We start from the raw sequence: 17,298 nt of genomic DNA, 5'->3' as shown, positions 1-17,298 counted from the left end.
TGCGTCACAGAAACCAACACCGCCCCCTGTAGGAGCGGCCTTGTGCCGCGAAAGGGCTGCAAGGCAGCCCCGACAGTCCTGAGACAGACCCAAGACCCGGGGCCGCTACGCAGCCCATTCGCGGCACAAGGCAGCTCCTACAGAGATCGTGCCGGCGGCAAGCCCGGCGGTAGCCCTTTTCCTATGCAAGCCCTCGGGGCGTGGCTATCATGCCAGCCTTATTCCAAGTCGAGACTGGCATGCTGAAGTTGTTGAATCTCCTCAAGGATGGCCGGTTCCATTCCGGAGAAGCCCTGGGGGCCGCCCTCGGGGTAAGCCGCAGCGCCGTCTGGAAGCAGCTGCAGCACCTTGAGAGCGAACTGAACCTGACCATTCACAAGGTCCGTGGCCGTGGCTATCAGCTGGCAGCGCCGCTGAACCTGCTTGAATCGCAGGCGATCGCCGGGTTTTCGGAGGGTGAGCCGTGGCCGGCCTTCATTCATGACACCATCGACTCCACCAATGCCGAGGGCTTGAGGCTTGCCGCCCAGGGGCAGGTGGCACCGTTCCTGGTGCTGGCCGAGCGTCAGAGCGCCGGGCGCGGACGTCGTGGTCGCCAATGGGTCAGTCCATTCGCCGAAAACCTCTATTACAGCCTGGTACTGCGCATCGATGGCGGCATGCGCCAGCTCGAGGGCTTGAGCCTGGTGGTTGGCCTGGCGGTCATGCGCACGCTGAAGACGTTCGGCCTGAAGGATGTCGGGCTTAAATGGCCCAATGATGTCCTGGCCAACGGGCGCAAGATCACCGGCATCCTCCTGGAGCTGGTCGGCGATCCGGCGGATGTCTGCCATGTGGTGCTGGGCATCGGTATCAATGTGAACATGCAGGGCGCGGAGCAGATCGACCAACCCTGGACCTCCATGCGCGGCGAGACCGGGCAGCTGGTGGACCGTAACCGCTTGGTGGCGGAGCTCAGCCAGCAACTGCAGCACGAGCTGGCTCGTCATCGCCGCTATGGTTTCGCCGCGTTCCAGGAAGAATGGGAGCAGGCGCACCTGTGGCAGGGGCGGAAAGTCTCGCTGGTCGCTGGCACCACTCGCATCGATGGGGTGGCGTTGGGCGTGGATGGGCAGGGCGGCTTGCGCCTCGAGGTGGATGGTGTGGAAAAGAGCTTCAGCGGTGGCGAGCTCAGTCTGAGGTTGCGTGATGATTCTTGAGCTCGATTGCGGAAACAGCTTCATCAAGTGGCGCGTCATCCATGCGGCCGACGCCACCATCAACGGTGGCGGTATCGTCGACTCCGACCAGGCACTGGTTGCGGCCGTCGCGGCGCTTTCATCCCTGCGCCTGATCGGTTGCCGGATGGTCAGCGTGCGAAGTGAAGAAGAAACTTCGGCGCTGTGTGCGTTGATCCTGGCTTCGTTCGGGGTCGAAGTGAGTGTGGCCCAGCCGGTGAAGGAAATGGCCGGCGTTCGCAATGGCTACGAGGACTACCAGCGCCTGGGAATGGATCGCTGGCTCGGCGCGCTGGGCGCCTATCACCTGGCGGGTCGCGCCTGCCTGGTCATCGACTTCGGTACCGCAGCCAAGGCCGACTATGTCGCGGCCGATGGTGAGCACCTCGGTGGGTACATCTGTCCGGGCATGCCGCTGATGCGCAGCCAGTTGCGCACCCACACCCGGCGAATCCGCTATGACGATGCCTCGGCCGAGCGTGCCCTGGGCAGCCTGGCGCCGGGGCGCTCCACCGTCGAAGCGGTCGAGCGTGGTTGCGTGTTGATGCTCCAGGGCTTTGCCCGTACCCAGATCGAGCAGGCCAGGGCGCTATGGGGTGAGGATTTCACGGTCTTCCTGACCGGGGGCGATGCGCCGCTGGTGCAGGACGCAGCACCTCAAGCGCGGATCGTGCCGGATCTGGTCTTTGTCGGCCTGGCCATGGCCTGCCCAATTGAGTCGAGGTGACTATGCGCTGGTTGTTTCTGCTGTTGGTTGTGCTCAACGTCGTTTATTACGTATGGCATCAGCAGGAAGCTCCGCTTAAGGTCAAGGAAGTCGCCCCGTTGTCGTTATACAAAGGCTCCCAGCAGGAAATACGCTTGCTGCGCGAGACTGGGGCCGCGGCACCTGCCAGGCGGCGCGACGAATGCCTGGTGGTGGGTGGGCTGGCCGCACGTGAGCAGCTCGATGCCCTGCGTCAGCGCCTGGTCAGCCTGGATATCGCCGCCCTGCCGGTGGTGGGGCAGCTGCCGGGTGCCGAGGGTTTCTGGCTCAAGGTGGCCCCTGAAAGCGAGCGTTTGCTGGACCCTGCGGTGCTCTCGACTCTTTCCAAGGATTTCAAAGACTTAAAACACAAAATTATTTTGTGCGAGGGTATTGCAACTGCTGAATAGCTTGATAGAATGGCGCCCGCTTCACAGGGAACACCACTGAGGTGGTAGAGCTGGAAGCAGTGTCAAAGCAGCTAAGTTTCAGATTTGATTGAAAAAATTTGAAAAAACGCTTGACACTAGGACGGCAGACAAATAGAATGCCGGCCACATCTGGAGGGATTCCCGAGCGGTCAAAGGGGACGGACTGTAAATCCGTTGCGAGAGCTTCGAAGGTTCGAATCCTTCTCCCTCCACCAGTTTTAGCGAGAGCCGCAAGCTCCGCGGGTATAGTTTAGTGGTAGAACCTCAGCCTTCCAAGCTGATGATGCGGGTTCGATTCCCGCTACCCGCTCCAAGTTTGCAGGATTTTGCGCAAAGTGTTTCGCTCTTGTAGCTCAGTTGGTAGAGCACACCCTTGGTAAGGGTGAGGTCAGCGGTTCAAATCCGCTCAAGAGCTCCATATAAACAAGGCAGATATGAAAATATCTGCCTTTGTTTTATAGGCTGTATGACAATTTCTTCTGCGGAGGACTGTATCGATGGCTAAGGAAAAGTTTGATCGTTCGCTACCTCACGTTAACGTCGGCACTATCGGCCACGTTGACCATGGTAAGACTACTCTGACTGCAGCGCTGACTCGCGTCTGCTCCGAAGTTTTCGGTTCGGCCGTCGTTGAGTTCGACAAGATCGACTCGGCTCCGGAAGAAAAAGCGCGCGGTATCACCATCAACACCGCTCACGTCGAGTACAACTCGAACATTCGTCACTACGCTCACGTTGACTGCCCAGGTCACGCTGACTACGTGAAGAACATGATCACCGGTGCTGCCCAGATGGACGGCGCGATCCTGGTTTGCTCGGCCGCCGATGGTCCGATGCCACAAACCCGTGAGCACATCCTGCTGTCCCGTCAGGTTGGCGTTCCGTACATCGTGGTCTTCCTGAACAAGGCTGACCTGGTAGACGACGCTGAGCTGCTGGAACTGGTCGAGATGGAAGTTCGCGACCTGCTGTCCACCTACGACTTCCCAGGCGACGACACTCCGATCATCATCGGTTCGGCTCGTATGGCGCTGGAAGGCAAAGACGACAACGAAATGGGTACCAGCGCTGTCAAGAAGCTGGTTGAAACTCTGGATGCCTACATCCCTGAGCCAGTTCGTGCCATCGACCAGCCATTCCTGATGCCGATCGAAGACGTATTCTCGATCTCGGGTCGTGGTACTGTTGTTACCGGCCGTATCGAGCGTGGTATCGTCCGCGTTCAGGATCCGCTGGAAATCGTTGGTCTGCGTGACACCACCACCACCACCTGCACCGGTGTTGAGATGTTCCGCAAGCTGTTGGACGAAGGTCGTGCTGGCGAGAACTGCGGCGTTCTGCTGCGTGGTACCAAGCGTGACGACGTTGAGCGTGGCCAGGTTCTGGTCAAGCCAGGTTCGGTCAAGCCGCACACCAAGTTCACCGCAGAAGTCTACGTCCTGTCGAAGGAAGAAGGCGGCCGTCACACTCCGTTCTTCAAAGGCTACCGTCCTCAGTTCTACTTCCGTACCACTGACGTGACCGGTAACTGCGAACTGCCGGAAGGCGTTGAGATGGTAATGCCAGGTGACAACATTCAGATGACTGTCACCCTGATCAAGACCATCGCAATGGAAGACGGTCTGCGCTTCGCCATCCGTGAAGGCGGCCGTACCGTCGGCGCCGGCGTCGTAGCGAAAATTATTGAATAAGTAGTTGATTTACTTGATCAGGCCGGTATAATGGCCGGCCTGATACAGCGTTATAGGTCAGTAGCTCAATTGGCAGAGCGACGGTCTCCAAAACCGTAGGTTGGGGGTTCGATTCCCTCCTGACCTGCCATTCACCTCGGTGTGATGGCTTTCTTCTCACAGGATCCTCCTCGATGACTCCCAAAACTGAAGCCCAAGAATCGCGTTTTGATCTGTTCAAGTGGCTCGCTGTTGTCGCATTGGTAGTCGTAGGTGTCGTGGGTAATCAGTATTACTCCGCTTCTCCGATCCTGTATCGCGTGCTCGTCCTGCTTGCCCTGGCTGCTGTCGCTGGCTTCGTTGCCCTGCAGACCGCCAAAGGCAAGTCGTTCTTTGCGCTGGCGAAGGAAGCTCGTACCGAGATCCGTAAAGTCGTGTGGCCGACCCGCCAAGAAACCACTCAGACCACGCTGATTGTCGTGGCTGTAGTTCTGGTCATGGCGCTGCTGCTGTGGGGTCTTGATTCCCTGCTCGGCTGGTTGGTCTCCTTGATCGTTGGCTAAGGGTGTCTCGTGGCTAAGCGTTGGTATGTTGTGCATGCTTACTCGGGTTACGAGAAGCATGTAATGCGCTCCCTGATCGAGCGCGTCAAGCTGGCTGGCATGGAAGATGAATTCGGCGAGATCCTGGTCCCGACCGAAGAAGTCGTCGAAATGCGCAACGGCCAGAAGCGCAAGAGCGAGCGTAAGTTCTTCCCTGGCTATGTACTGGTCCAGATGGAAATGAACGAAGGGACTTGGCACCTTGTCAAGGATACCCCTCGGGTCATGGGTTTCATTGGTGGTACCGCAGACAAGCCTGCGCCGATCACCGATAAAGAAGCTGAGGCCATCCTGCGTCGCGTTGCCGACGGCAGTGACAAGCCGAAGCCGAAGACGCTGTTCGAGCCGGGCGAAGTGGTTCGCGTCATTGACGGTCCATTCGCCGACTTCAATGGCAGTGTCGAAGAAGTTAACTACGAAAAGAGCCGCCTGCAGGTTGCAGTGCTCATTTTCGGTCGCTCCACCCCGGTGGAGCTCGAGTTCAGCCAGGTCGAAAAGGTCTAGCGGAACGCAGCATCCCATACCCCGCAGCCCTATGTGCTGCGGGGTTTTGTCGTCACTGGGATAAAACGCAAGTCATACGGGGAGCCATTAGGCGTTCGTACCCGAATTTGGAGTAGCTCATGGCTAAGAAGATTCAGGCTTACATCAAGCTGCAAGTAAAGGCCGGCCAGGCCAACCCAAGCCCACCCGTTGGTCCAGCACTGGGTCAACACGGTGTGAACATCATGGAATTCTGCAAGGCCTTCAACGCCCGTACCCAGGGTCAAGAGCCAGGTCTGCCGACTCCAGTGATCATCACTGTCTACAGTGACCGTAGCTTCACCTTCGAGACCAAGAGCACCCCTGCCTCGGTTCTGCTGAAGAAAGCTGCTGGCCTGACCAGCGGTTCGGCTCGCCCGAACACCGTCAAGGTCGGTACCGTTACCCGTGCTCAGCTGGAAGAGATCGCCAAGGCCAAGCAGGCCGATCTGACCGCTGCTGACATGGACGCTGCTGTACGCACCATCGCCGGCTCCGCCCGCAGCATGGGCCTGAACGTGGAGGGTGTGTAATGGCTAAGCTGACCAAGCGCCAAAAGGCTATCGCCGAGAAAATCGAAGCAGGCAAGGCCTACAACTTCGAAGAAGCCGCAACCCTGCTGGCTTCGCTGCCGGCCGCCAAGTTCGTCGAGTCGTACGACATCGCCGTCAACCTCGGTGTAGACCCACGTAAATCCGACCAGGTCGTTCGTAGCGCTACCGTGCTGCCACACGGCACTGGCAAGACCGTACGTGTTGCCGTCTTCACCCAGGGTCCAGCTGCTGAAGCCGCTCTGGCTGCCGGCGCTGACCGCGTAGGTATGGACGACCTGGCTGCCGAAATGAAAGGCGGCGACCTGAACTATGACGTCGTCATCGCATCGCCTGATGCCATGCGCGTTGTAGGTCAGCTGGGTCAGGTTCTGGGTCCTCGCGGCCTGATGCCTAACCCGAAAGTCGGTACCGTGACCCCAGACGTAGCCACTGCCGTGAAGAACGCCAAGGCTGGTCAGGTTCGCTACCGTACCGACAAGAACGGTATCATCCATACCTCCGTTGGCAAGATCGGCTTCGAAGCCGGCAAGCTGAAGGAAAACGTTGAAGCCCTGATCGCTGATCTGAAGCGTATCAAGCCGGCTTCCTCGAAAGGTATCTACGTCAAGCGCGTTACCCTGAGCACCACCATGGGGCCAGGTCTGATCATCGATCAGAGCTCGCTGAACGTGTAATGCTCGGCCGGTGTGGCCTTGGTCGCACCGGCTACTAAATTGGGGTCCCTGCCTGGCGGGGGCTATCCAAGACCGTAGGCGGCGCAAGCCTTAAACCTCAAGCCTACGCAGATGGTGCTCCCGATTCGTTCGCGAATCAGACACCAAAACGACATCCGGCTTCGGCCAGATGAAACGGTAGAAACCAGGAGTAAACCCGTGGCAATTAAACTCGAAGACAAGAAGGCCATCGTCGCTGAAGTCAACGAGGCTGCCAAAGTCGCTCTGTCCGCTGTCGTGGCTGATGCCCGTGGTGTGACTGTAGGCGCAATGACCGGACTCCGTAAAGAGGCCCGCGAAGCTGGCGTTTACGTACGTGTCGTACGTAACACCCTGCTCAAGCGCGCTGTTGAAGGCACCGAATTCTCGATCCTCAACGACGCGTTCAAAGGCCCGACCCTGATTGCTTTCTCCAACGAACACCCGGGCGCTGCTGCCCGTCTGTTCAAAGAGTTCGCCAAGGGTCAGGACAAGTTCGAGATCAAGGCAGCTGCGTTTGACGGCAAGTTCCTTGCCGCTAACCAGATCGACGTGCTGGCAACCCTGCCAACTCGCGACGAGGCTATCGCACAGCTGATGAGCGTAATCCAAGGTGCAACCAGCAAGCTGGCTCGTACCCTGGCAGCTCTGCGCGACCAGAAAGAAGCTGCTGCTGCCTAAGGCACGCGCAACGCTTTCAAAATCATACGTTTAATTTGATGGCTGCGTAGGCTGTCACCCCAATACAGGATTTAAGTCATGTCTCTGACTAACGAGCAAATCATCGAAGCAATCGGCCAGAAAACCGTTCTGGAAATTGTTGAGCTGATCAAAGCGATGGAAGAAACCTTCGGCGTTACCGCTGCTGCCGCTGTTGCCGCTGGCCCAGCTGTTGCTGCTGCCGCTGCTGAAGAGCAGACCGAGTTCAACGTTGTTCTGGTTGAAGCCGGCGACAAGAAAGTGAACGTGATCAAAGCCGTTCGCGAGCTGACCGGTCTGGGCCTGAAAGAAGCCAAAGAGAAAGTCGATGGCGCTCCTCAGGTTGTAGCTGAAGGCGTTTCGAAAGAAGCCGCTGAAGACGCTAAGAAGAAGCTGGAAGAAGCAGGCGCCAAAGTCGAGCTGAAGTAATTTCGACTTTGCGACTCCAGTCCGAGCGTTAAGCGAAGGGCTGATGGCTGGTGGCTTATGCCACCGGCCTTTTTCCGTTATTGGTGGCCGATCAGGTCGGCCCCGATAACGAGCTGCAAGACACCCAAGAGGGTGGCGCAAACCAAGAGGTTTGCACGATTTTCGGCTGCTCCCGCCGGGAGATGCCAAACAAGCAGGTGACCAAGCTGGGGAATGCTGATGGCTTACTCATACACTGAGAAAAAACGTATCCGCAAGGACTTTAGCAAGTTGCCGGACGTCATGGATGTGCCTTACCTCCTGGCCATCCAGCTGGATTCGTATCGCGAATTCCTGCAGGCGGGAGCATCCAAGGATCAGTTCCGCGACGTCGGCCTGCATGCGGCCTTCAAATCGGTATTCCCGATCATCAGCTACTCCGGCAATGCTGCCCTGGAGTACGTCGGCTATCGCCTGGGCGAGCCGGCGTTCGATGTGAAGGAATGTGTCCTGCGCGGTGTGACCTTCGCGGTCCCGCTGCGGGTGAAGGTGCGCCTGATCATCTTCGACAAGGAATCGTCGAACAAAGCGATCAAGGACATCAAAGAGCAAGAAGTCTACATGGGTGAAATCCCCCTGATGACTGAGAACGGTACCTTCGTAATCAACGGTACCGAGCGTGTGATCGTATCTCAGCTGCACCGCTCGCCGGGTGTGTTCTTCGACCACGACCGTGGCAAGACCCACAGCTCGGGCAAGCTGCTGTACTCCGCGCGCATCATCCCTTACCGCGGTTCCTGGCTGGACTTCGAGTTCGACCCGAAGGACTGCGTGTTCGTGCGTATCGACCGTCGCCGCAAACTGCCGGCCTCGGTACTGCTGCGCGCGCTGGGCTACAGCACCGAAGAAGTACTCAACACCTTCTACACCACCAACGTGTTCCACCTGTCCGGCGAAAAACTGAGCCTGGAACTGGTGCCTCAGCGTCTGCGTGGTGAAGTTGCGGTCATGGACATCCATGACGGCAGCGGCAAGGTCATCGTCGAGCAAGGCCGCCGTATCACCGCGCGCCACATCAACCAGCTGGAAAAGGCTGGCGTGAAAGAGCTGGACGTACCGCTGGAGTACGTGCTGGGTCGCACCACCGCCAAGGCGATCGTGCACCCTGCCACCGGTGAGATCATCGCCGAGTGCAACACCGAGCTGACCACCGACCTGCTGGTGAAGATCGCCAAGGCCCAGGTTGTCCGCGTCGAGACCCTGTACACCAACGACATCGACTGCGGTCCGTTCATCTCGGATACCCTGAAGATCGACACCACCAGCAACCAACTGGAAGCGCTGGTCGAGATCTACCGCATGATGCGTCCAGGCGAGCCGCCAACCAAGGATGCCGCCGAGACCCTGTTCAACAACCTGTTCTTCAGCGCCGAGCGTTACGACCTGTCGGCCGTCGGTCGCATGAAGTTCAATCGTCGTATCGGTCGCACCGAGATCGAAGGTTCGGGCGTGCTGAGCAAGGAAGACATCGTCGAGGTCCTCAAGACCCTGGTCGATATCCGTAACGGCAAGGGCATCGTCGACGACATCGACCACCTCGGTAACCGTCGCGTCCGTTGCGTCGGCGAGATGGCCGAGAACCAGTTCCGCGTTGGCCTGGTGCGCGTAGAGCGCGCGGTCAAAGAGCGTCTGTCGATGGCCGAAAGCGAAGGCCTGATGCCGCAGGACCTGATCAACGCCAAGCCGGTAGCGGCGGCGGTGAAGGAGTTCTTCGGTTCGAGCCAGCTCTCGCAGTTCATGGACCAGAACAACCCGCTCTCCGAGATCACCCACAAGCGCCGCGTCTCCGCACTCGGCCCTGGTGGTCTGACCCGTGAGCGTGCTGGCTTCGAAGTCCGTGACGTACACCCGACCCACTACGGCCGCGTGTGCCCGATCGAGACCCCTGAAGGTCCGAACATCGGTCTGATCAACTCCCTGGCGGCCTACGCCCGCACCAACCAGTACGGCTTCCTGGAAAGCCCGTACCGTGTGGTGAAGGAAGGCGTTGTCAGCGACGACATCGTGTTCCTGTCGGCCATCGAAGAAGCCGATCACGTCATCGCCCAGGCTTCGGCCGCGATGAACGAGAAGAAGCAACTGATCGATGAGCTGGTAGCCGTTCGTCACCTGAACGAATTCACCGTCAAGGCGCCGGAAGACGTCACCCTGATGGACGTTTCGCCGAAGCAGGTAGTTTCGGTCGCAGCGTCGCTGATTCCGTTCCTCGAGCACGACGACGCCAACCGTGCGTTGATGGGTTCGAACATGCAGCGTCAGGCTGTACCGACCCTGCGTGCCGACAAGCCGCTGGTAGGTACCGGCATGGAGCGCAACGTCGCCCGTGACTCCGGTGTCTGCGTGGTTGCTCGCCGCGGTGGTGTGATCGACTCGGTCGACGCCAGCCGTATCGTTGTTCGCGTGAACGATGATGAGGTCGAGACCGGTGAAGCAGGTGTAGATATCTACAACCTGACCAAGTACACCCGCTCCAACCAGAACACCTGCATCAACCAGCGTCCGCTGGTCAGCAAAGGTGACAAGGTTCAGCGCAGCGACATCATGGCCGATGGTCCGTCCACCGACATGGGTGAGCTGGCACTGGGTCAGAACATGCGCATCGCGTTCATGGCGTGGAACGGCTTCAACTTCGAAGACTCCATCTGCCTGTCCGAGCGTGTGGTCCAGGAAGACCGCTTCACCACGATCCACATCCAGGAACTGACCTGCGTGGCTCGTGACACCAAGCTTGGCCCAGAGGAAATCACCGCGGACATCCCGAACGTGGGTGAGGCTGCGCTGAACAAGCTGGACGAAGCCGGTATCGTCTACGTGGGTGCCGAAGTCGGCGCTGGCGACATCCTGGTCGGCAAGGTCACTCCGAAAGGCGAGACCCAGCTGACGCCGGAAGAAAAACTGCTGCGCGCGATCTTCGGCGAGAAGGCCAGCGACGTCAAAGACACCTCCCTGCGCGTGCCGACCGGCACCAAGGGCACCGTCATCGACGTCCAGGTCTTCACCCGTGACGGCGTCGAGCGCGACAGTCGCGCCCTGGCCATCGAGAAGATGCAGCTGGACGAGATCCGCAAGGACCTCAATGAAGAGTTCCGCATCGTCGAAGGCGCGACCTTCGAGCGTCTGCGTTCCGCCCTGAACGGCCAGGTGGTCGACGGTGGCGCGGGCCTGAAGAAAGGCACCGTGATCAGCGATGACGTCCTGAACGGTCTGGAGCACGGCCAGTGGTTCAAACTGCGCATGGCCGAAGATGCACTGAACGAGCAGCTGGAAAAGGCTCAGCAGTACATCGTCGATCGCCGTCGCCTGCTGGACGACAAGTTCGAAGACAAGAAGCGCAAGCTGCAGCAGGGCGATGACCTGGCTCCAGGCGTACTGAAGATCGTCAAGGTCTACCTGGCAATCCGCCGTCGCATCCAGCCGGGTGACAAGATGGCCGGTCGTCACGGTAACAAGGGTGTCGTCTCGGTAATCATGCCGGTCGAAGACATGCCGCACGACGCCAACGGTACTCCGGTCGACGTCGTACTGAACCCGCTGGGCGTACCTTCGCGTATGAACGTCGGTCAGATTCTCGAAACCCACCTGGGCCTCGCGGCCAAGGGGCTGGGCGAGAAGATCGACCGCATGATCGAAGAACAGCGTAAAGCCGCTGAACTGCGTACCTTCCTCACCGAGATCTACAACGAGATCGGTGGTCGTCAGGAGAACCTGGAAGAGTTCACCGACGAAGAGATCCTCGCCCTGGCGAACAACCTGAAGAAAGGCGTGCCTATGGCCACTCCAGTCTTCGACGGTGCCAAGGAGCGCGAGATCAAGGCCATGCTGAAACTGGCAGACCTGCCGGAAAGCGGCCAGATGGTGCTGTTCGATGGCCGTACCGGCAACAAGTTCGAGCGTCCTGTGACCGTGGGTTACATGTACATGCTCAAGCTGAACCACTTGGTGGACGACAAGATGCACGCGCGTTCCACTGGTTCCTACAGCCTGGTTACCCAGCAGCCGCTGGGTGGTAAGGCGCAGTTCGGTGGTCAGCGTTTCGGGGAGATGGAAGTGTGGGCGCTGGAAGCATACGGCGCGGCATACACCCTGCAAGAAATGCTCACAGTGAAGTCGGACGACGTGAACGGCCGTACCAAGATGTACAAGAACATCGTGGATGGCGATCACCGTATGGAGCCGGGCATGCCCGAGTCCTTCAACGTGTTGATCAAAGAGATCCGTTCGCTCGGTATCGATATCGATCTGGAAACCGAATAACACGTGACGCGAAGGGGAGTGGGGCAGGTAATGCCCGCTCCCTGCTCCGCCAGGAGGAAAGGCCTTGAAAGACCTACTGAATTTGCTGAAAAACCAGGGTCAAGTCGAAGAGTTCGACGCCATCCGCATCGGTCTGGCGTCGCCTGAAATGATCCGTTCGTGGTCGTTCGGTGAAGTTAAGAAGCCGGAAACCATCAACTACCGTACGTTCAAGCCTGAGCGTGACGGCCTGTTCTGCGCCAAGATCTTTGGCCCAGTCAAGGACTACGAGTGCCTGTGCGGTAAGTACAAGCGCCTGAAGCACCGTGGCGTGATCTGCGAGAAGTGCGGCGTTGAAGTCGCCCTGGCCAAGGTTCGTCGTGAGCGCATGGCGCACATCGAACTGGCTTCGCCGGTTGCCCACATCTGGTTCCTGAAGTCGCTGCCGTCCCGTATCGGCCTGCTGATGGACATGACCCTGCGTGATATCGAGCGCGTGCTCTACTTCGAGAGCTATGTCGTTATCGACCCGGGCATGACCACCCTCGAGAAGGGTCAGCTGCTCAACGACGAGCAGTACTTCGAAGCGCTGGAAGAGTTCGGTGACGACTTCGACGCCCGCATGGGTGCCGAGGCTGTCCGCGAGCTGCTGCACGCTATCGACCTGGAGCACGAGATCGGCCGCCTGCGCGAAGAGATTCCGCAGACCAACTCGGAAACCAAGATCAAGAAGCTGTCCAAGCGCCTGAAGCTGATGGAAGCTTTTCAGGGCTCGGGCAACCTGCCTGAGTGGATGGTCCTGACCGTCCTGCCAGTACTGCCGCCGGACCTGCGTCCGCTGGTACCGCTGGATGGCGGCCGCTTCGCGACCTCCGACCTGAACGACCTGTATCGTCGGGTGATCAACCGTAACAACCGTCTGAAGCGCCTGCTCGATCTGTCGGCGCCGGACATCATCGTGCGCAACGAAAAGCGCATGCTGCAGGAAGCGGTCGACGCCCTGCTGGACAACGGCCGTCGCGGTCGCGCCATCACTGGCTCGAACAAGCGTCCGCTGAAGTCCCTGGCCGACATGATCAAAGGTAAGCAAGGTCGCTTCCGTCAGAACCTGCTCGGTAAGCGCGTGGACTACTCCGGTCGTTCGGTAATTACCGTAGGCCCGACCCTGCGTCTGCACCAGTGCGGTCTGCCGAAGAAGATGGCCCTCGAGCTGTTCAAGCCGTTCATTTTCGGCAAGCTGGAAATGCGTGGTCTGGCGACCACCATCAAGGCTGCCAAGAAGATGGTCGAGCGCGAGCTGCCAGAGGTGTGGGACGTTCTCGCCGAAGTCATTCGCGAACACCCCGTACTGCTCAACCGTGCACCGACCCTGCACCGTCTGGGTATCCAGGCCTTTGAGCCGGTTCTGATCGAAGGTAAGGCTATTCAGCTGCACCCGCTGGTCTGCGCCGCGTACAACGCCGACTTCGACGGTGACCAGATGGCCGTTCACGTGCCGCTGACCCTGGAAGCCCAGCTCGAAGCGCGCGCGCTGATGATGTCGACCAACAACATTCTGTCGCCAGCCAACGGTGAGCCAATCATCGTTCCGTCGCAGGACGTTGTACTGGGTCTGTACTACATGACCCGTGAGGCCATCAACGCCAAGGGCGAAGGTCGCGTGTTCGCCGACCTGCAGGAAGTCGACCGCGTATTCCGCGCCGGCGAAGCTGCCCTGCACGCGAAAATCAAGGTCCGTATCAACGAGACCGTGAAAGATCGCGACGGCTCCATCACCAAGAACACCCGTATCGTCGACACCACCGTCGGCCGTGCGCTGCTGTTCCAGGTAGTGCCTGCCGGCCTGCCGTTCGACGTGGTCAACCAGTCGATGAAGAAGAAGGCGATCTCCAAGCTGATCAACCAGTGCTACCGCGTGGTTGGTCTGAAAGAGACCGTGATCTTCGCCGACCAGCTGATGTACACCGGTTTTGCCTACTCGACCATTTCCGGCGTCTCGATCGGCGTCAACGACTTCGTGATCCCGGACGAGAAAGCCCGCATCATCGGTACCGCTACCGACGAAGTGAAGGAAATCGAGAGCCAGTACGCCTCCGGTCTGGTTACCCAGGGCGAGAAGTACAACAAGGTCATCGACTTGTGGTCCAAGGCGAACGACGAAGTGTCCAAGGCGATGATGGCCAACCTCTCGAAAGAGAAGGTCATCGACCGCGAGGGCAAGGAAGTCGAGCAAGAGTCCTTCAACTCGATGTACATGATGGCCGACTCCGGTGCGCGTGGTTCCGCTGCGCAGATCCGTCAGCTGGCCGGTATGCGTGGTCTGATGGCCAAGCCGGACGGCTCGATCATCGAGACGCCGATCACCGCGAACTTCCGTGAAGGTCTGAGCGTACTGCAGTACTTCATCTCGACTCACGGTGCTCGTAAGGGTCTGGCGGATACCGCCTTGAAGACCGCGAACTCCGGTTACCTGACTCGTCGTCTGGTAGACGTGGCGCAGGATCTGGTGGTTACCGAGATCGACTGCGGCACCGACCAGGGCCTGCTGATGACCCCGCACATCGAAGGCGGCGACGTTGTCGAGCCGCTGGGTGAGCGTGTACTGGGTCGTGTCATCGCCCGTGACGTGTTCAAGCCAGGCACCGAGGACGTCATCGTTCCTGCCGGTACCCTGGTGGACGAGCAGTGGGTCGAGTTCATCGAGCTGAACAGCATCGACGAAGTGATCGTGCGTTCGCCGATCAACTGCGAAACCCGCTACGGCATCTGCGCCAAGTGCTACGGTCGCGACCTGGCTCGCGGTCACCAGGTGAACATCGGTGAAGCTGTCGGCGTTATCGCTGCACAGTCGATCGGTGAGCCGGGTACCCAGCTGACCATGCGTACGTTCCACATCGGTGGTGCTGCAAGCCGTACCTCGGCTGCCGACAGCGTCCAGGTGAAGAACGGCGGTATGGTGCGTCTGCACAACCTGAAGCAGGTCGAGCGTGCCGACGGCAACCTGGTTGCCGTATCGCGTTCCGGCGAGCTGGCCATTGCCGACGAATTCGGTCGTGAGCGTGAGCGTTACAAGCTGCCGTACGGTGCGGTGATTTCGGTCAAGGAAGGTGAGAAGGTCGAGGCTGGCGCCATCGTCGCCAAGTGGGACCCGCACACCCACCCGATCGTTACCGAACTGAAAGGTACCGTGACCTTCGTGGGCATGGAAGAAAACATCACCATCAAGCGCCAGACCGACGAACTGACCGGCCTGACCAACATTGAAGTGATGGACGTCAAGGATCGCCCTGCCGCCGGCAAGGAAATCCGTCCGGCGATCAAGATGGTCGACGCCAACGGCAAGGACCTGTACCTGCCAGGCACCGACGTGCCTGCCCAGTACTTCCTGCCGGCCAACGCCCTCGTCGGTGTGGCTGACGGTGCCCAGATCGGCGTCGGTGACGTTATCGCGCGTATCCCGCAAGAAACGTCGAAGACCCGTGACATCACCGGTGGTCTGCCACGCGTTGCCGACCTGTTCGAAGCGCGTCGTCCGAAAGAAGCCTCGATCCTGGCTGAAGTCAGCGGCACCATCGCGTTCGGTAAAGAGACCAAGGGCAAGCGTCGTCTGGTCATCACTCCGACCGACGGTAGCGATCCGTACGAAGAGCTGATTCCGAAGTGGCGCCACCTGAACGTCTTCGAAGGCGAACAGGTAAACCGCGGCGAAGTTATCTCCGACGGCCCGAGCGATCCGCACGACATCCTGCGTCTGCTGGGTGTGAGCGCGCTGGCGAAGTACATCGTCAACGAGATCCAGGACGTTTACCGTCTGCAAGGCGTGAAGATCAACGACAAGCACATCGAGACCATCCTGCGTCAGATGCTGCGTAAAGTTGAGATTTCCGAGTCGGGCGATTCCAGCTTCATCAAGGGCGACCAGATGGAACTGACTCAGGTACTGGTAGAGAACGAGCGTCTCGCCAGCGAAGACAAGTTCATCTCCAAGTTCACCCGTGTGCTGCTGGGTATCACCAAGGCCTCGCTGTCCACCGAATCGTTCATCTCGGCGGCTTCCTTCCAGGAAACCACCCGCGTACTGACCGAAGCGGCGGTAACCGGCAAGCGCGACTACCTGCGCGGCCTGAAAGAGAACGTGGTCGTGGGTCGTCTGATCCCGGCCGGTACTGGTCTGGCCTACCACAGCGAGCGCAAGCGTCGCCGTGATGCCGACAAGCCGCTGCGTGTGAGCGCCAGTGAGGTGGAAGCCGCACTGACCGAAGCGCTGAACTCCAGCGGTAACTAAGTGCAGGGCAGGGCCCCGGCAACCCTCGCAAGATCGTCGGTGACATGAATTGTTGCCGATGATCGGGCGAGGAGGGCCGGGGCCTCGTCTTGACTGGGTGCAAGATCCTCTTTAGACTTTTGTACCCTTAAATTTGGTGAGGCTCCGTCTCGCCAATTTTTGGCTTTCTTGCAAGACAATAGAGTCGCAAGACAATCAGTGGAGCTAGTAGATGGCAACTATCAACCAGCTGGTACGTCAGCCGCGTAAGCGTTCGGTCGAGAAGTCCGACGTTCCTGCGCTGCAGAACTGCCCGCAGCGTCGTGGCGTGTGCACCCGTGTGTACACCACCACGCCGAAAAAACCTAACTCGGCACTGCGTAAAGTATGCCGTGTGCGTCTGACCAACGGTTTCGAGGTTTCCTCGTACATCGGTGGTGAAGGCCACAACCTGCAAGAGCACAGCGTCGTCCTGATCCGTGGCGGCCGTGTAAAAGACTTGCCAGGTGTTCGTTACCACACCGTTCGCGGCTCTCTGGATACTTCGGGCGTCAAAGGCCGTAACCAGGGTCGTTCGAAGTACGGTACCAAGCGTCCGAAGTAATCGGTCGTTTGCAGACATCCATTTTTTTGAGTCGATAAGAGTAAGGTCGGGCAGGGGTCGAAGACCCACGTCCCGGGCTAACCTGAAGACCGTTTGAGGGCTTATCATGCCAAGACGTCGTGTAGCAGCAAAACGTGAGATCCTGGACGATCCGAAGTACGGATCCCAGATCCTCGCCAAGTTCATGAACCACGTGATGGAAAGCGGCAAGAAGGCCGTAGCCGAGCGCATCGTTTACGGTGCCCTGGATACCGTCAAAGCACGCAAGAACAGCGACCCCCTGGAAATCTTCGAGAAAGCTCTCGACGCCATCGCTCCGCTGGTCGAAGTAAAGTCCCGCCGTGTCGGCGGTGCCACTTACCAGGTTCCGGTTGAAGTTCGTCCGTCCCGTCGTAACGCTCTGGCAATGCGCTGGCTCGTAGACTACGCCCGCAAGCGCGGCGAGAAGTCGATGGCTCTGCGCCTGGCAGGCGAGCTGCTGGATGCTGCTGAAGGCAAGGGTGCTGCAGTCAAGAAGCGTGAAGACGTTCACCGTATGGCTGAAGCCAACAAAGCGTTCTCGCACTACCGCTTCTAATTCAAGCATCAATCATTTTG

Annotated in this window: 14 protein-coding genes and 4 tRNA genes; all 18 read left to right on the top strand. The window is 59.1% G+C overall.

The genetic code is table 11. The features are described 5' to 3' along the window. Nucleotides 1-239: 239 nt before the first annotated feature. The 18 genes from birA to rpsG all read left to right on the top strand — a co-directional run bounded on the left by birA (nucleotide 240) and on the right by rpsG (nucleotide 17,278). A complete protein-coding gene (birA, locus tag V0R62_RS19650) occupies nucleotides 240-1,199 on the top strand; it encodes a bifunctional biotin--[acetyl-CoA-carboxylase] ligase/biotin operon repressor BirA (protein ID WP_330104885.1) in 960 nt (319 codons plus the stop codon). Next, entirely contained in the window at nucleotides 1,189-1,944 is a 756-nt protein-coding gene (locus tag V0R62_RS19645; RefSeq protein WP_186715871.1) for a pantothenate kinase, read from the top strand. The genes birA and V0R62_RS19645 overlap by 11 nt, the downstream gene beginning before the upstream one ends. A gap of 2 nt (nucleotides 1,945-1,946) precedes the next feature. Next, nucleotides 1,947-2,372, top strand: coding sequence for a hypothetical protein (locus V0R62_RS19640; RefSeq protein WP_050703550.1), 426 nt, complete (start codon nucleotides 1,947-1,949; stop codon nucleotides 2,370-2,372). A 152-nt stretch (nucleotides 2,373-2,524) separates the two neighbouring features. After that, nucleotides 2,525-2,608 (top strand) — tRNA-Tyr (locus V0R62_RS19635). Nucleotides 2,609-2,632: 24 nt separating this feature from the next. Continuing rightward, nucleotides 2,633-2,706: transfer RNA gene (locus V0R62_RS19630), tRNA-Gly, on the top strand. A gap of 29 nt (nucleotides 2,707-2,735) precedes the next feature. Next, a tRNA-Thr gene (locus V0R62_RS19625) sits at nucleotides 2,736-2,811 on the top strand. A 79-nt stretch (nucleotides 2,812-2,890) separates the two neighbouring features. Then, on the top strand, nucleotides 2,891-4,084 hold the full coding sequence (tuf, locus tag V0R62_RS19620; protein ID WP_182323863.1) for an elongation factor Tu: 1,194 nt from the start codon (nucleotides 2,891-2,893) through the stop codon (nucleotides 4,082-4,084). 54 nt (nucleotides 4,085-4,138) lie between these two features. Then, a tRNA-Trp gene (locus V0R62_RS19615) sits at nucleotides 4,139-4,214 on the top strand. Nucleotides 4,215-4,257: 43 nt separating this feature from the next. Continuing rightward, nucleotides 4,258-4,626, top strand: a complete 369-nt coding sequence (secE, locus tag V0R62_RS19610; RefSeq protein WP_011531879.1) for a preprotein translocase subunit SecE — start codon at nucleotides 4,258-4,260, stop codon at nucleotides 4,624-4,626. Between the two features lie 9 nt (nucleotides 4,627-4,635). Continuing rightward, nucleotides 4,636-5,169 carry a transcription termination/antitermination protein NusG gene (nusG, locus tag V0R62_RS19605; RefSeq protein ID WP_011531880.1) on the top strand — a complete coding sequence of 178 codons (534 nt, stop codon included), beginning with the start codon at nucleotides 4,636-4,638 and terminating at the stop codon, nucleotides 5,167-5,169. Nucleotides 5,170-5,288: 119 nt separating this feature from the next. Beyond that, nucleotides 5,289-5,720: a 50S ribosomal protein L11 gene (rplK, locus tag V0R62_RS19600; RefSeq protein WP_028692261.1), complete on the top strand. Its 432-nt coding sequence runs from the start codon at nucleotides 5,289-5,291 to the stop codon at nucleotides 5,718-5,720. After that, nucleotides 5,720-6,415, top strand: a complete 696-nt coding sequence (gene rplA, locus V0R62_RS19595) for a 50S ribosomal protein L1 (RefSeq protein WP_028692260.1) — start codon at nucleotides 5,720-5,722, stop codon at nucleotides 6,413-6,415. Before rplK ends, rplA begins: the two co-directional genes overlap by 1 nt. A 198-nt stretch (nucleotides 6,416-6,613) precedes the next feature. Beyond that, on the top strand, nucleotides 6,614-7,114 hold the full coding sequence (gene rplJ, locus V0R62_RS19590) for a 50S ribosomal protein L10 (RefSeq protein ID WP_003257082.1): 501 nt from the start codon (nucleotides 6,614-6,616) through the stop codon (nucleotides 7,112-7,114). A gap of 78 nt (nucleotides 7,115-7,192) precedes the next feature. Next, nucleotides 7,193-7,561 carry a 50S ribosomal protein L7/L12 gene (gene rplL / locus V0R62_RS19585; protein WP_050703553.1) on the top strand — a complete coding sequence of 123 codons (369 nt, stop codon included), beginning with the start codon at nucleotides 7,193-7,195 and terminating at the stop codon, nucleotides 7,559-7,561. Between the two features lie 219 nt (nucleotides 7,562-7,780). Then, entirely contained in the window at nucleotides 7,781-11,854 is a 4,074-nt protein-coding gene (gene rpoB, locus V0R62_RS19580; protein ID WP_330104884.1) for a DNA-directed RNA polymerase subunit beta, read from the top strand. A gap of 64 nt (nucleotides 11,855-11,918) precedes the next feature. After that, nucleotides 11,919-16,118, top strand: coding sequence for a DNA-directed RNA polymerase subunit beta' (rpoC, locus tag V0R62_RS19575; RefSeq protein ID WP_330104883.1), 4,200 nt, complete (start codon nucleotides 11,919-11,921; stop codon nucleotides 16,116-16,118). Nucleotides 16,119-16,329: 211 nt separating this feature from the next. Beyond that, nucleotides 16,330-16,701 (top strand): 30S ribosomal protein S12, encoded by a 372-nt coding sequence (gene rpsL, locus V0R62_RS19570; RefSeq protein WP_003255492.1) that lies wholly within the window; start codon nucleotides 16,330-16,332, stop codon nucleotides 16,699-16,701. Between the two features lie 106 nt (nucleotides 16,702-16,807). After that, a complete protein-coding gene (gene rpsG / locus V0R62_RS19565; protein ID WP_003246741.1) occupies nucleotides 16,808-17,278 on the top strand; it encodes a 30S ribosomal protein S7 in 471 nt (156 codons plus the stop codon). The last annotated feature ends 20 nt before the right edge of the window (nucleotides 17,279-17,298 follow it).

Origin of the sequence: Pseudomonas carassii, from assembly GCF_036324045.1 — a bacterium.
Classification (GTDB): domain Bacteria; phylum Pseudomonadota; class Gammaproteobacteria; order Pseudomonadales; family Pseudomonadaceae; genus Aquipseudomonas; species Aquipseudomonas peradeniyensis.
This window is presented reverse-complemented; position numbering and strand designations above follow the sequence as displayed.